This is a genomic window from Nonomuraea sp. NPDC049646 (genome assembly GCF_044465525.1).
GTDB lineage: Bacteria > Actinomycetota > Actinomycetes > Streptosporangiales > Streptosporangiaceae > Nonomuraea.
This window is the reverse complement of the sequence record NZ_JBITLU010000011.1, coordinates 324,582-337,334: the sequence shown is the minus strand read 5'-3', so window position 1 is coordinate 337,334 and position 12,753 is coordinate 324,582. Positions and strand designations below refer to the sequence as shown.

Here is a 12,753-nt window from a genome sequence, read left to right as displayed (position 1 = left end):
GCCGGGCGGGTGGCCGTAACATGTGAAGACTCGCCTCATGATGGGAGAATCACAATGCCGGCCCTCAGGTCACGTACGGTCACCCACGGCAGGAACATGGTCGGCGCCCGGGCCCTGCTCCGGGCGACCGGCGTAGCCGGGAGCGACTTCGGCAAACCCATCATCGCGGTGGCCAACAGCTTCACCCAGTTCGTCCCGGGCCACGTGCACCTGCGCGAGGTCGGCGACGTCGTCTCGGCCGCGATCCGCGAGGCGGGGGCCATCCCGCGCGAGTTCAACACGATCGCCGTCGACGACGGCATCGCGATGGGCCACGGCGGCATGCTCTACTCGCTGCCGTCCCGCGAGCTGATCGCCGACGCCGTCGAGTACATGGTCAACGCCCACTGCGCCGACGCGCTGATCTGCGTCTCCAACTGCGACAAGATCACGCCGGGCATGCTGCTGGCCGCGTTCCGGCTGAACATCCCCACGATCTTCGTCTCCGGCGGGCCCATGGAGGCCGGCAAGACGCCCAGCCGCAAGCTCGACCTCGTCGACCCGATGATCGCCGCCGCCGACGCCTCGGTGACCGACGCCGAGCTGCTGGAGATGGAGGAGAACGCCTGCCCAACCTGCGGCTCCTGCTCGGGCATGTTCACCGCCAACTCCATGAACTGCCTGACCGAGGCCATGGGCCTGGCCCTGCCCGGCAACGGCACGATCCTGGCCACCCACAAGCGGCGCAAGCAGCTCTTCGAGGACGCCGGCCGCCAGCTCGTCGAGATCACCCGCCGCTACTACGAGGACGGCGACGAGTCGGTGCTGCCGCGCTCGGTCGCCGGCCGCGCGGCGTTCGAGAACGCCATGGCCCTCGACGTGGCGATGGGCGGCTCGACCAACACGATCCTGCACATCCTGGCCGCGGCCCGCGAGGCCGAGGTCGACTTCGGCCTCAAGGAGATCAACGAGATCTCGCTGCGGGTGCCGTGCCTGTGCAAGGTCGCCCCGGCCACCAGCAAGTACCACGTCGAGGACGTCCACCGCGCCGGCGGCATCCCGGCCATCCTGGGCGAGCTCGACCGGGCCGGGCTGCTGCACCGCGACGTGCCCACGGTCAACGGGGGCACGCTGGCCGACACGCTGGCCGCCTGGGACGTCAAGTCGCCGACCGTGCTGCCCGAGGCCGTCGAGCTGTGGCACGCGGCGCCGGGCAACGTGCGCACGGTGAAGGCGTACTCGCAGGACAACCGCTGGGACGACCTCGACCTCGACCGGGCGCAGGGGTGCATCCGCGACCTGGAGCACGCCTACAGCGCCGACGGCGGCCTGGCCGTGCTCTACGGCAACATCTCGCTCGACGGCGCGGTGGTGAAGACCGCGGGCGTCGACGAGTCGATCTGGAGGTTCAGCGGGCCCGCGGTGGTGTTCGAGTCGCAGGAGCAGGCCGTCGAGGGCATCCTCGGCGGGCGGGTCAAGGAGGGCGACGTGGTGGTCATCCGCTACGAGGGCCCCAAGGGCGGCCCCGGCATGCAGGAGATGCTCTACCCGACCTCCTTCCTCAAGGGCAAGGGCCTGGGCAAGGCGTGCGCGCTGGTCACCGACGGCCGCTTCTCCGGCGGCACGTCCGGGCTGTCGATCGGGCACGCCTCGCCGGAGGCGGCCGAGGGCGGCGCCATCGCGCTGGTCGAGGACGGCGACATCATCGACATCGACATCCCCGGCCGGTCGATGGAGCTGCGGGTGCCCGAGGCCGAGCTGGCCGCGCGGCGCGAGCGGCTGCTGGCCGACCTGGGCGGTTACCGGCCGCGCGACCGCAACCGTCCGGTGAGCGTGGCGCTGCAGGCGTACGCGGCGATGACCACGTCGGCCTCGACCGGCGCCTCGCGTGATCTGTCGCAGCTGTCCCGATAGTTAGGGTGCGGTGGACCCCCGGTCCACCGCACAGATTTTCGAAAATTGTCGGTGGTCGTCCCTATTCTTGGGGTATGACGACAGTCGTGAAGGACGAGACTCGCCCGCTGACGACCGCCGAGATCGCCGCCATCGCCCTCTCCCTCGCTCACCTCGGAGCGGGCCCGCAGGCCGTCGCCGCGCGGCGCGGCCTGCAACACGCGCTCGAGCACCTGGAGCTCGACGACGACGTCATCGCGACCACGCTCGCGACCCTGACCGAGCCGCTGCCCGTGGAGACCGCCTCCCGGGCCAGGCTCATCGCCGACGCCATCACCAGCCGCCTCATGATCCGCCTCCACTACCGCGACGCCTCGGGGACCGTCACCTCCCGCGACGTCGAGCCGGTGACCTGCCTGGTCCACCGCGAATACTGGTACCTGGTGGGCGTGTGCCGGATGCGGCGGGCCATCAGGGCCTTCCGGTTCGACCGCATCATCGCGGTCGAGCCCACCCTGACCCCGTCACGGCCGCACCTGGCCGACCGGTTCCTGCCCTTCCAGCGCCGCCGCCGGCGGACCACCGCGGCGTGAGCCGCAAGCAGACCGCCGCGGCATGAGCCGCAAGCGGACCGCCGCGGCGTGACCTGCAAGCGGATCGCCGCGGCGTAACCTGCCGCAAGCTTGACCCTCGGGCCCCCGGGCGTTGGTGCGGGGCGTGACAGGCTCGCGCACATGCGCGTCCGGGGGATCTCGCTCATCGCCGCCCTGCTGCCCGCCCTGCTGCCCGTCGTGTCCGCCTGCGCGGCGGGCCGGCGTCCGGCCCCGCTCCCGATCGTGGCGCACCGCCAGGCGGTGGCCGTGGAACGCCTGCTGCCGCCGGCCACGCGGCGGGCGCTCGACCGGGCGCTGGAACGTCAGCTGCGCGGCCGTCCGGGGCGGGTGGCGCTGTCGGTGTACGACCGCGCGACGGGCGTGCGGTACTCCTACGCCGAGGGCAGGCCGTTCGTGCTGGCCAGCGTGGCCAAGGTGGACATCCTGCTCGCCCTGCTGCTGCTCAGGCAGAGCGAGCACCGGCGGCTCGGCGCGTACGAACGCAGGCTCGCCTCCCGGATGATCCGCCAGAGCCACAACGAGAGCGCGCACGAGCTGTACATGACGGTCGGCGGCCAGCAGGGGCTCACCCGGGTGCTGGGCGCGCTGGAGGTACGCGACACCAGGCCGGGCGCGGGCCTGTCGTGGGGCATGACGCTCAGCCACCCGTCGGACCAGGTGCGGGTGCTGGAGCGGCTCACCGACCCGGCCGGGCCGGTGCCGGCCGCCAGCCGCCGCTGGGCGCTGGGGCTCATGTCGTCGGTGGACCGGTCGCAGGCGTGGGGCGTCAGCGCCGCCGGCGGCGAGGTGGCGCTCAAGAACGGCTGGCTGCCGGTGGCCGCGCACGACGGGCGGTGGACGGTCAACAGCGTGGGCCGGATCGTGCTGAACGGGCACGAACTGCTCATCGCCGTCTTGTCGGAACGCAGCCCGGACATGGCGACGGGCGTGGCGACCGTGGAAGGGGCGGCCCGGCTCGCCGTGGAGGCGTTCACCCGGGCCCGCCGGTCACGAGGAGCAGCAGCCTCCGCCGCAGCAGCCGCCACCGCCACCGCCGGCCGGGCGGGGAGCGGCGGCGCCACCGGTCATGGAGACGGTGGACAGCAGCTTGACCGTGTCGCCGTGGCCCTCCGGGCAGGTCGCCGGCTCGTCTGAGGCCGACATGGGACGGGAGACCTCGAACGTGGAGCCGCAGGCGCGGCAGCGGAAGTCGTAACGCGGCATGCGGTAAGCCTAACCCGCTGTGGCCGGTGAGCGGGAGCCGGCGTAGGTCAGGTGCGCATGGTCGGAGACGGGCTGGTAGCCGATCGACCGGTAGATCGCGTTACTGGTCGGGTTGTCCAGGTCGGTGAAGAGGACGACCTGCTCGCACCGCTCGGCCAGCGCCACCTCGCTGGCGTACGCGGTGACCGCGGCCCCGTAGCCCCTCCTGCGGCACGACGGCGGCGTGTAGACCGGTCCGACGCGGCACACGCCACCGGCCGCCCGGCCGAGCCCTGCCACCGAGACCGGCACGCCCTCGGCCTCCCACACGAACAGCTCGCGCCCGGCCACCCGCTGGGCGACCCGCTCGGCGACGTCGTGCGCCTCGCCGAGCCCGACCTCGGCCCCGAACGCCTGGTACCAGCTCACCATCAGCGGGAAGTCGTGAGGGCCGGCGAGCCGGCCGCGGCCGGGCACGGACGGGACGGCGAGCGCGCCGAGCCGGTAGAGCCGCTCGGACACCGTCCGGTCGGGCTCGCCGAGCAGCCGGACGACCTCGGCCGTCACCTCGACCGGCCCCACGACCATGGGCAGGTCGCCGCCGAGCGCCTCGACCAGCGGGGCGACGGCCTCGGGGGGCATGCGCGTGAGGCTCAGGGGGGCGGGCGGCGTGCGGAAGGCGGCGGCGCGCACCTGGCCCCCGGCGGTCCACCAGGCGAAGAAGGCGTCGGCGGCGGGATGGCCGGCGCGCAGGTTGGCGAGGACGGTCAGCGGAACCGTGTTGCCGACCGGGTCGCCGAGCAGGAACGGCTCGGCGACCGCGGCGAATCCCTCCGGATCGGAGGTGAAGGTCCACATACCCGTCATGGTGACAGGCGGTGGCCTCCGGCTTCAAAAGGGATTGCTAGGCCGCCGCCTCCAGGTAGGGCGCCCATTGAGGATCGCCGACGAGCGAGGCGCCGATGAGCCGCCAGTGGGCGCCCCTCGGCACCGCCGGGAGCACGCGCAGCGTCCATCCCAGCTCCTCCAGGTATTTGTCGGCCTTGCGGTGGTTGCAGGTCGTGCACGAGGCGACGCAGTTCTCCCACGTGTGGGTGCCGCCGCGCGATCTCGGGATGACGTGGTCGATGGTCTCGGCCCGCTGCCCGCAGTAGGCGCAGCGGTAGTCGTCGCGCCGCATGAGGGCGGCCCTGGTCAGCGGGATTCTGGACCGGTAGGGGATGCGGACGTATCTGCGGAGCCTGATCACCGAGGGCACGTCGAGGGTGCAGCTCGCCGAGCGGAGCTGGGCGCCCCGCCCGTCGCGGTGCACGACGTCGGCCTTCTCCCGCAGCACGAGCACGATGGCCCGGTGGAGCGAGAGCGTGGTGAGCGGCTCGTAGGTGGCGTTGAGCAGCAGGACCTGGCGCGTCATCGGGCCTCTCCCTGCCGCGCGCGTATCAAAGGGGACATGCCGTGGCATGTCCCGCCTGTCGGCCCCTCCTGGGGCACTGGTGCTTCCGTCACATGGACCTCCGCCGGACGGTCCAGCGGATGGTCACCACGGCACCGTCCTGTCACCAAGTCTGGCGTTAGCCGTAGCGTCCCCGCCACCCCATAATCTTCAAGCCGGAATGACCAGAGGGACACACGTTACGTTTTATGCCCGCTTCACCAGCGCTTTACGCCCCCACCTTGGCAGTAGGGTTCCTGGCATGACGCGAGAGCCTTATCCGACGGCACGCCGCGAAGACGTCGTCGACATCCTGCATGAAACGCCCGTCCCCGACCCGTACCGGTGGTTGGAGGACCCTGACAGCCCGGACACCAAGGAGTGGCTGCTCGCGCAGGCCGAGCTGTTCAACGCCAGCCGTGGCGAGCAGCGGTTCAAGGACCGCATCGCCGAGCTGCTGCGGTCCGGCTCGGTGGGGGCTCCGGCCTGGCGCGGGGAGCGCCGGTTCTTCTCCCGCCGCACGCCCGACCAGGAGCACGCGGTCTACTACGTGGTCGAGGCCGACGGCACCGAGCGGGCCCTGATCGACCCGATGGAGATCGACCCGTCCGGTCTCACCACGCTCGACGCCGTGCAGCCCGACAAGGAAGGGCGGCTGCTGGCCTACCAGATCTCGGTGGGCGGCGACGAGGAGTCGGTCCTCTACATCATGGACGTCGCCACCGGGATGCGCGTCGAGGGCCCGATCGACCGCTGCCGCTACTCCCCCATCGCCTGGCTGCCCGGCGGCGAGGCGTTCTACTACGTGCGCAGGCTGCCGCGCACCGAGGTGCCGGAGAACGAGGCGCAGTTCCACCGCCGCGTCTACCTCCACCGCGTCGGCACCTCGACCGAGGACGACGTGATGATCTTCGGCCAGGGGCTGAAGATGACCAACTACTACGGCGTCTCCGTCTCGCGCGACGGCCGCTGGCTCCAGGTGTCGGCGCACGAGGGCACCGCGCCGCGCAACGACCTGTGGGTGGCCGACCTGACCGCCTCGCCCGCCGACTCCCCCGACCTGAAGGTGGTGCAGGAGGGCGTCGACGCGCAGACCGCCCTGGTGTTCGGCCGCGACGGCCGGCTCTACGTCCACACCGACAGGGACGCCTCCCGCGGCCGGGTGTGCGTGACCGACCCGGCCGACCCCGGCTACGAGACCTGGCGTGACCTGATCCCCGAGGACCCCGAGGCGGTGCTGTCCGACTTCGCGATCCTCGACGACCTGGAGCGCCCGGTCATGCTGGTGGGCTGGACCCGCCACGCGATCAGCGAGATCACCGTCCACGACCTGGCGACCGGCGAGCGCGTCGGCTCGGTGCCGACGCCGGGGCTGGGCACGATCGGCGGCATCTCCGAGCGTCCCGAGGGCGGCTTCGAGGCGTGGTTCGGCTACACCGACAACACCACGCCGCCGACGATCCAGCGCTACGACGCCCGCACGGGCGAGACCACGCTGTGGGCCGCCTCGCCGGGCGCGGTCGAGGTGCCGCCGGTGCGCACGTCGCAGGTGGTGTACCGGTCGAAGGACGGCACCGACGTCCGGATGCTGATCATCTCCCCCGCCGACGAGCGGCCCGGCCCGCGTCCGACGATCCTGTACGGCTACGGCGGCTTCGGCCTGTCCATGACCCCCGGCTACTCGGCCTCCATCCTGGCCTGGGTCGAGGCGGGCGGCGTCTACGCCATCGCCAACCTGCGCGGCGGCGGCGAGGAGGGCGAGGACTGGCACCGCGCGGGCATGCTGGCCAACAAGCAGAACGTGTTCGACGACTTCCACGCCGCGGCCGAGCACCTCATCGAGACCGGCGTCACCACCCGCGAACAGCTCGGCATCTCCGGCGGCTCCAACGGCGGCCTGCTGGTGGGCGCCGCGCTGACGCAGCGTCCCGACCTGTACGCGGCCGTGGTCTGCTCGGCGCCGCTGCTCGACATGATCAGGTACGAGAAGTTCGGCCTCGGCGCCACCTGGAACGTCGAGTACGGCAGCGCCGACGACCCCGAGCAGTTCGGCTGGTTGTGGGGGTATTCGCCCTACCACCGGGTCGAGGAGTCGGTGGCCTACCCGGCGACGTTGTTCACCGTCTTCCAGTCCGACACGCGGGTGCACCCGCTGCACGCCTGGAAGATGTGCGCGGCGTTGCAGCACGCCTCGGCGGCCGGGCGGCCGGTGCTGCTGCGCAACGAGGCCGAGGTGGGCCACGGCGCCCGCTCGGTGAGCCGGACGGTCGACCTGTCGGCCGACACGCTGACCTTCCTGGCCCGGCACACCGGTCTGTAGTGTCGGGGGCATGAGCAGCCTGGGGCCGGCCATCGTCGAGGCCGTCCCCAGCGCTGCGCTGCGGCCGTACGTCACTCGGCTCTGCGCCTACAGCGAGCACTATCCCGCGCCCGTCACGCGCGCCGAGGCCGCCCTTCCCGGGGCGGTGCTCATCCTGGGCGTCGGCGCGCCGATGGAGGCGTACGGGGAGCGGGTCAGGGCGTTCGCGGGCGGGCTCGCCGACCGGTTCGCGCTCACCCGCGTCGAGGGGCCGTGCGAGGGCGTGGAGGTGGTGCTCACGCCGTTCGGGGCGCGGCGGCTGTACGGGCTGCCGATGCGCCACCTGACCAGCCGGGTGGTCCCGGTGGAGTCCGTGCTCGGGCCGTGGGCCGGGGAACTGCTCGACCGGCTGGCCGCGACGCCGTCGTGGCGGGCGCGGCTGGCCCTGACCGACCGGCTGCTGACCGCGCGTATCCTGGCCGGGCCGCAGGTGGGCCCCGAGCTGCCGTGGGCATGGGCGCGGCTGCTGGAGTCGGGCGGGCGGCTGGCCGTGTCGTCGCTGGCCGCGTCGCTGGGCTGGAGCCACCGGCATCTGGTGGCCCGCTTCCACGACCAGGTCGGGCTGGCCCCCAAGACGGCGGCCCGGGTGATCAGGTTCGGCCGGGCGGCGCGGCTGGTGCGCTCCGGCAGGCCGATCGCCGCGGTCGCGGCCGAGTGCGGCTTCTACGACCAGGCCCATCTCAACCGGGAGTTCCGGGCGCTCGGCGGCACCACGCCTGGTCAGATTCGTCCAAGACCCGCGGGCGGGCCGCCGGACATGCTGGAGCCATGAAACGCACTGTCTACGCACTGGCCCGCTACGAGAACCCGCAGGCGGCGCTCGACTTCCTGACCGGGGCGTTCGGGTTCCGGGTGCACGAGTCGTCGAAGGACGAGTCCGGGGTCGTCGTGCACGCCGAGCTGTTCGTCGAGGACGACCTGATCATGATCGGCCGGGGGAGGCCGGGCGGCCCCGGCGTCTACATCGCGGTCGACGACGTCGACGCCCACCACGATCACGCCAGGGCCGCGGGCGCCGTGATCACCATGGAGCTCACCGACCAGCCGTACGGCTCGCGCGAATACGCCTGCCAGGACCCCGAAGGCAACTCCTGGTTCTTCGGGACGTACCGCCCGTAAAGCCGCAGGCAGGGGTCAGCGGGGGAAGACGACGGTCTTGTGGCCGTCGAGCAGGACGCGCTGCTCGGCGTGCCACTGGACCGCGCGGGCCAGCGCCACGCACTCCACGTCGCGCCCGATGCGCACGAGGTCGTCGGGCGAGTGGCTGTGGTTGACGCGGGCGACCTCCTGCTCGATGATCGGCCCCTCGTCGAGGTCGGAGGTCACGTAGTGGGCGGTGGCGCCGATGAGCTTGACGCCCCGGTTGTGGGCCTGGTGGTAGGGCTTGGCGCCCTTGAACGACGGCAGGAACGAGTGGTGGATGTTGATCGCCCGCCCGGCCAGCTTCTCGCACAGGTCCTCCGACAGCACCTGCATGTAGCGGGCCAGCACCACCAGGTCGACCTGGTAGTGCTCGACCAGGGCCAGCACCTCGGCCTCCTGCCTCGGCTTGGTCTCGGGCGTGATCGGCAGGTGGTGGTAGTCGATGCCGTACGACTGGGTGAGCGGGCGCAGGTCGGGGTGGTTGGAGGCGACCGCGACGACCTCGATGCCGAGCGTCTTGGACCTGACCCGGTAAAGCAGGTCGTTGAGGCAGTGGTCGAACCGGCTGACCATGATCAGCACGCGCGGCTTCCTGGCCACGTCGCGCAGCCTGAACTCCATGGCGAAGTCGGGGGCCAGGGCGGCGAAGGCGGCGCCCAGCTCGTCCTCGCCGAGCGGGCCGGAGAACTGCACGCGCATGAAGAACCGCTGGGCGACCCGGTCGCCGAACTGCTGGCTCTCGATGATGTTGCACCCGTGCGCCGCCAGCAGGCCGGAGACGGCGGCCACCACGCCCGGGCGGTCGGGGCAGGACAGGGTCAGGATGTACTCGGCGTGGCTGCTCATGCCTTCACTCTCGCGGACGTGGGATCGTAGGGCGCCTTGAGGCTGATCTGGGCAGAGTACAGGTCGCCGGCCACGTCGACCTCCACCTTCTCCAGCGTGACGCCGCCTTCCTGCGAGACCTCGGTGACGAAGCCCAGCGCCACGGACCTGCCGAGCGTGGGGCTGTGGGCCGCCGAGGTGACGTAGCCCACCGGGACGCCGTCGGACAGCAGGGACTCGCCGCCCCACAGGTGTGCGGCGGGGTCGTCCAGCACGATCGAGACTACCCTGCGCGACGGCGTCTCCAGGGCGTGCCGCGCTCCCCGGTAACCGCCGCTCTTCTTGCAGGTGAAACGCAGTCCGGCGGCGGCGGGGGTGATCTCGGGGCCCAGCTCGCGGCCCCAGGCGCGGTAGCCCTTCTCGATGCGCATGGCCTCGATGGCGTAGTGACCGGCCTGGGTCAGGCCGCCGGCGCCCATGAGCGTCTCGTGCACGGTGACGGCGAACTCGGCGGGCACGTACAACTCCCAGCCCAGCTCGCCGACGTACGTGACGCGGGTGGCGCGCACGGTGGCGTGGCCGAGGTCGACCCAGCGGGACGTGCCGAAGTCGAAGGCGGAGAAGTCGGACTTGGACACCGACTGCAGGATCGTCCTGGACGAGGGGCCCATCACGCCGAAGACCGCGTACGCGCCGGTGACGTCCACCAGGGCCGCCCGCCGGTCGCCGAGGCCCTTGGAGATGTGGTCGAAGTCCCTGGTGGTCTGGGCCGAGCCGGTCACGATCAGGTACTCGTCGCGGGCCACGCGCGTCACCGTCAGGTCCGACTCGTAGCCGCCCCGGTCGTTGAGCAGGCCGGTGTAGACGACCCGGCCGGGCTCGACGTCCACGTCGGCGGTGCACAGCCACTGCAACGCCTCCATGGCCTCGGGGCCCTTGAGGACGAACTTGGAGAAGGCCGTCTGGTCGAACAGCGCCGCGGCGTTCCGGCAGGCCGCCACCTCGGCGTCCACGTACGGCTGCCACTCCGGCCGCCCGAACGTGGACGGCGTGGCGGGCCCGAAGTAGTTGACCCGCTCCCAGCCCATCTTCGACCCGAAGCACGCGCCGGCCTGCGCCAGCAGGTGGTGCACCGGCGAGCGGCGCAGCGGCCGGGCGGTCCTGAGCTCGCGGTCCGGCCAGGGCATCGCGTAGTGCAGCCCCAGCGTCTCGGTGACCCGGTCGCGCAGCCAGGTGTCGTTGCCGGCCCAGCGGGCGAAGCGCCGGATGTCGGCGGGCCACAGGTCGCCGGTCGGCTCGCCGTGCACGATCCACTCGGCCAGCGCCCGGCCCGCGCCGCCCGCCGAGGCGATGCCGGCCGAGTTGAACCCGGCGCCGACGAACAGGCCGCGCACCTCGGGCGTCTCGCCCAGCAGGAACATGTTGTCGGGCGTGAAGCTCTCCGGCCCGTTGTAGAACATCCTGACCCCGGCGCTCTCCAGCGCCGGGACGCGCCGGATGGCGTTCTCCATGATGATCGCGAACTGGTCCCAGTCCTCCTCCAGGAGCTGGAACTCGAAGGGGTGGGGGATGCCGTCCATGCCCCAGGGCTTGGCGTCCGGCTCGAAACCGCCCACGACCAGGCCGCCGACCTCCTCCTTGAGGTAGGCGTAGCCGTCGGGGTCGCGCAGCACGGGCAGGTCGGGGCGTACGCCGGGGATGCGTTCGGTCACCACGTAGTAGTGCTCGGCCGAGTGCAGCGGGACGGTCGCGCCGGCCATCCTGCCGACCTCCTTGGCCCACTGCCCGGCGCAGTTGACCAGCACCTCGGTCTCGATGTGGCCCTCGGAGGTCTGCACGCCGCGCACGACGCCGTCGCGCACGCTGACGCCGGTGACGCGGACCCGCTCGATCACCTGGACGCCGTGCCGCTGCGCGCCCCTGGCCAGCGCCTGCGTCAGGTCCGAGGGATTGGCCTTGCCGTCGCCGGGCAGCCAGACGCCGCCCACCAGGTCGTCGGTGCGCATGACCGGCCACAGCTCGCCCGCCTCGCGCGCGCTGACGACCTCGGCCTGGATGCCGTAGTTCCGGGCGGCGGCGGCGCTGCGCCGCAACTGGGTCATGCGTTCGGGGGTGCGGGCCACGCTGACGCTGCCGCACTGCCGCCAGCCGGTGCCGAAGCCGGTCTCGGCCTCCAGGCGGGCGTACAGATCGGTGCTGTACTTGATCAGCCTGGTCATGCTCTCGGTGCTGCGGAGCTGGCCGACGAGCCCGGCGGCGTGCCAGGTGGTGCCGCAGGAGAGCTGCCCCTGTTCGAGCAGCACGACGTCGGTCCAGCCCAGCTCGGCCAGGTGGTAGGCCACGCTGCAGCCCGCGATGCCGCCGCCGATGATCACGACCTGTGCCCGGGAGGGCAGGGATGTCAAGAGATGCTCCTCAAGCGATTGATCCCCGGCCAGCTGCGGACGTTGCGCAGCATGGCGATGAACGCCTGCTCGGCGGGCCCCAGCAGCCGGTCGCGGCGGTGGGCCAGCACGATGGGGCGGGGCTTGGGCGCGGGCAGCACCTCCAGGGCCGCCAGCCGCCCGTCGGCGAGCTCCTGCTCGACGCAGTGCTCGGACACCAGCGAGACGCCGAGCCCCGCGGCGACCGCCTGTTTGATCGTCTCCGGGCCCCAGATCTCGCTGCGGCCGGCCTCTTCGAGCCCCCACGTCTCCAGCGCCTGTTCCTGGAGCTCGCGGGTGGAGGAGCCGGGCTCGCGGATGAGGAAGAACTCGCCCGTGAGGTCGGCGGGCTCGGCGCGGCCCTTGCTGGACAGCCGGTGGCCCGGCTGGGTGATGACGACGAGCCGGTCCTCCAGGATCGGCTCGCTGACGAGCTGCGCCGCGCCGGGCTCGCCGGCCAGCACCGCGACGCCGATCTCGCCGTCCACCAGGCCGCGCTCGACCCGCTGGCCGTTGCCGACCTGGATGCCGAGCTCGATGCCCGGATGACGGTCGCGGAAGGCGGCCAGCAACGGCGGCAGGAGGTACGTGCCGACGGTGGTGGTGCCTCCCGCGACCAGCTTGCCGGTCTGCAGCCCGGAGACCTGCCGGATGGCGGCCACGGCCTCGTCGGCCAGCAGGAACACCCGCCTGGCGTACTCCAGCATCACCTCGCCCTCGGGGGTGAGCCTGATGCGGGCGCCGCTGCGGTCGATCAGCGTGGCGCGCAGCGCCTGCTCAAGCTGCCTGACCTGGTGTGACACGGACGGCTGGCTGAGGTAGAGCTTCTGCGCCGCGGCCGAGAAGCCGCCGCACTCCACGACCGTCATGAAGATCCAGAGCCGGTGCAGGTTGAGCTGCATG

General features: G+C 72.2%; 11 protein-coding genes. 5 read left to right on the top strand and 6 right to left on the bottom strand.

The window, feature by feature from the left end; all coding sequences use genetic code 11:
• Positions 1-54 precede the first annotated feature (54 nt).
• Both ilvD and ACIBQ8_RS32015 read left to right on the top strand, forming a co-directional pair.
• Positions 55-1,893, top strand: coding sequence for a dihydroxy-acid dehydratase (gene ilvD, locus ACIBQ8_RS32020; protein ID WP_397179389.1), 1,839 nt, complete (start codon positions 55-57; stop codon positions 1,891-1,893).
• 74 nt (positions 1,894-1,967) lie between these two features.
• Entirely contained in the window at positions 1,968-2,465 is a 498-nt protein-coding gene (locus ACIBQ8_RS32015) for a WYL domain-containing protein (protein ID WP_352322824.1), read from the top strand.
• A 1,008-nt stretch (positions 2,466-3,473) separates the two neighbouring features.
• Here ACIBQ8_RS32015 and ACIBQ8_RS32010 read toward each other — a convergent pair.
• From ACIBQ8_RS32010 to ACIBQ8_RS32000, 3 genes are read right to left on the bottom strand one after another with little or no spacing between them, the layout of a single operon-like run.
• Positions 3,474-3,689: a zinc ribbon domain-containing protein gene (locus ACIBQ8_RS32010; protein ID WP_352360476.1), complete on the bottom strand. Its 216-nt coding sequence runs from the start codon at positions 3,687-3,689 to the stop codon at positions 3,474-3,476.
• Positions 3,690-3,698: 9 nt separating this feature from the next.
• A complete protein-coding gene (locus ACIBQ8_RS32005; RefSeq protein WP_397193730.1) occupies positions 3,699-4,526 on the bottom strand; it encodes a GNAT family N-acetyltransferase in 828 nt (275 codons plus the stop codon).
• Between the two features lie 46 nt (positions 4,527-4,572).
• Positions 4,573-5,082: an HNH endonuclease gene (locus tag ACIBQ8_RS32000; RefSeq protein ID WP_352322827.1), complete on the bottom strand. Its 510-nt coding sequence runs from the start codon at positions 5,080-5,082 to the stop codon at positions 4,573-4,575.
• Between the two features lie 280 nt (positions 5,083-5,362).
• Here ACIBQ8_RS32000 and ACIBQ8_RS31995 point away from each other — a divergent pair, with 280 nt between their 5' ends.
• The 3 genes from ACIBQ8_RS31995 to ACIBQ8_RS31985 are packed head-to-tail and all read left to right on the top strand — an operon-like array spanning position 5,363 to position 8,578.
• Positions 5,363-7,420 (top strand): prolyl oligopeptidase family protein, encoded by a 2,058-nt coding sequence (locus ACIBQ8_RS31995; RefSeq protein WP_397193729.1) that lies wholly within the window; start codon positions 5,363-5,365, stop codon positions 7,418-7,420.
• Positions 7,421-7,430: 10 nt separating this feature from the next.
• Positions 7,431-8,231, top strand: coding sequence for a helix-turn-helix domain-containing protein (locus ACIBQ8_RS31990; RefSeq protein ID WP_397193728.1), 801 nt, complete (start codon positions 7,431-7,433; stop codon positions 8,229-8,231).
• The gene (locus ACIBQ8_RS31985; protein WP_397179384.1) at positions 8,228-8,578 is read left to right on the top strand and encodes a VOC family protein; all 351 of its coding nucleotides are present in this window, start codon (positions 8,228-8,230) and stop codon (positions 8,576-8,578) included. Before ACIBQ8_RS31990 ends, ACIBQ8_RS31985 begins: the two co-directional genes overlap by 4 nt.
• Before the next feature lie 15 nt (positions 8,579-8,593).
• Here the strand turns inward: ACIBQ8_RS31985 and purU are convergent, their stop codons facing one another.
• From purU to ACIBQ8_RS31970, 3 genes are read right to left on the bottom strand one after another with little or no spacing between them, the layout of a single operon-like run.
• Complete coding sequence (gene purU, locus ACIBQ8_RS31980; protein WP_352322831.1) at positions 8,594-9,448, bottom strand: formyltetrahydrofolate deformylase; 855 nt, start codon at positions 9,446-9,448, stop codon at positions 8,594-8,596.
• Positions 9,445-11,832 (bottom strand): FAD-dependent oxidoreductase, encoded by a 2,388-nt coding sequence (locus tag ACIBQ8_RS31975; protein WP_397193727.1) that lies wholly within the window; start codon positions 11,830-11,832, stop codon positions 9,445-9,447. Before ACIBQ8_RS31975 ends, purU begins: the two co-directional genes overlap by 4 nt.
• Positions 11,829-12,752, bottom strand: a complete 924-nt coding sequence (locus tag ACIBQ8_RS31970) for a LysR family transcriptional regulator (RefSeq protein ID WP_352360491.1) — start codon at positions 12,750-12,752, stop codon at positions 11,829-11,831. The genes ACIBQ8_RS31975 and ACIBQ8_RS31970 overlap by 4 nt, the downstream gene beginning before the upstream one ends.
• Between the last annotated feature and the right edge of the window lies 1 nt (position 12,753).

Bases quoted from the DNA above. Each gene is read 5' to 3' on its own strand.
- purU (WP_352322831.1), bottom strand. From the start codon at position 9,448: ATGAGCAGCCACGCCGAGTACATCCTGACCCTGTCCTGCCCCGACCGC.
- ACIBQ8_RS31970 (WP_352360491.1), bottom strand. From the start codon at position 12,752: ATGCAGCTCAACCTGCACCGGCTCTGGATCTTCATGACGGTCGTGGAG.
- ACIBQ8_RS31995 (WP_397193729.1), top strand. From the start codon at position 5,363: ATGACGCGAGAGCCTTATCCGACGGCACGCCGCGAAGACGTCGTCGAC.
- ACIBQ8_RS32000 (WP_352322827.1), bottom strand. From the start codon at position 5,082: ATGACGCGCCAGGTCCTGCTGCTCAACGCCACCTACGAGCCGCTCACC.
- ilvD (WP_397179389.1), top strand. From the start codon at position 55: ATGCCGGCCCTCAGGTCACGTACGGTCACCCACGGCAGGAACATGGTC.
- ACIBQ8_RS31985 (WP_397179384.1), top strand. From the start codon at position 8,228: ATGAAACGCACTGTCTACGCACTGGCCCGCTACGAGAACCCGCAGGCG.
- ACIBQ8_RS31990 (WP_397193728.1), top strand. From the start codon at position 7,431: ATGAGCAGCCTGGGGCCGGCCATCGTCGAGGCCGTCCCCAGCGCTGCG.
- ACIBQ8_RS32005 (WP_397193730.1), bottom strand. From the start codon at position 4,526: ATGTGGACCTTCACCTCCGATCCGGAGGGATTCGCCGCGGTCGCCGAG.
- ACIBQ8_RS32015 (WP_352322824.1), top strand. From the start codon at position 1,968: ATGACGACAGTCGTGAAGGACGAGACTCGCCCGCTGACGACCGCCGAG.
- ACIBQ8_RS32010 (WP_352360476.1), bottom strand. From the start codon at position 3,689: ATGCCGCGTTACGACTTCCGCTGCCGCGCCTGCGGCTCCACGTTCGAG.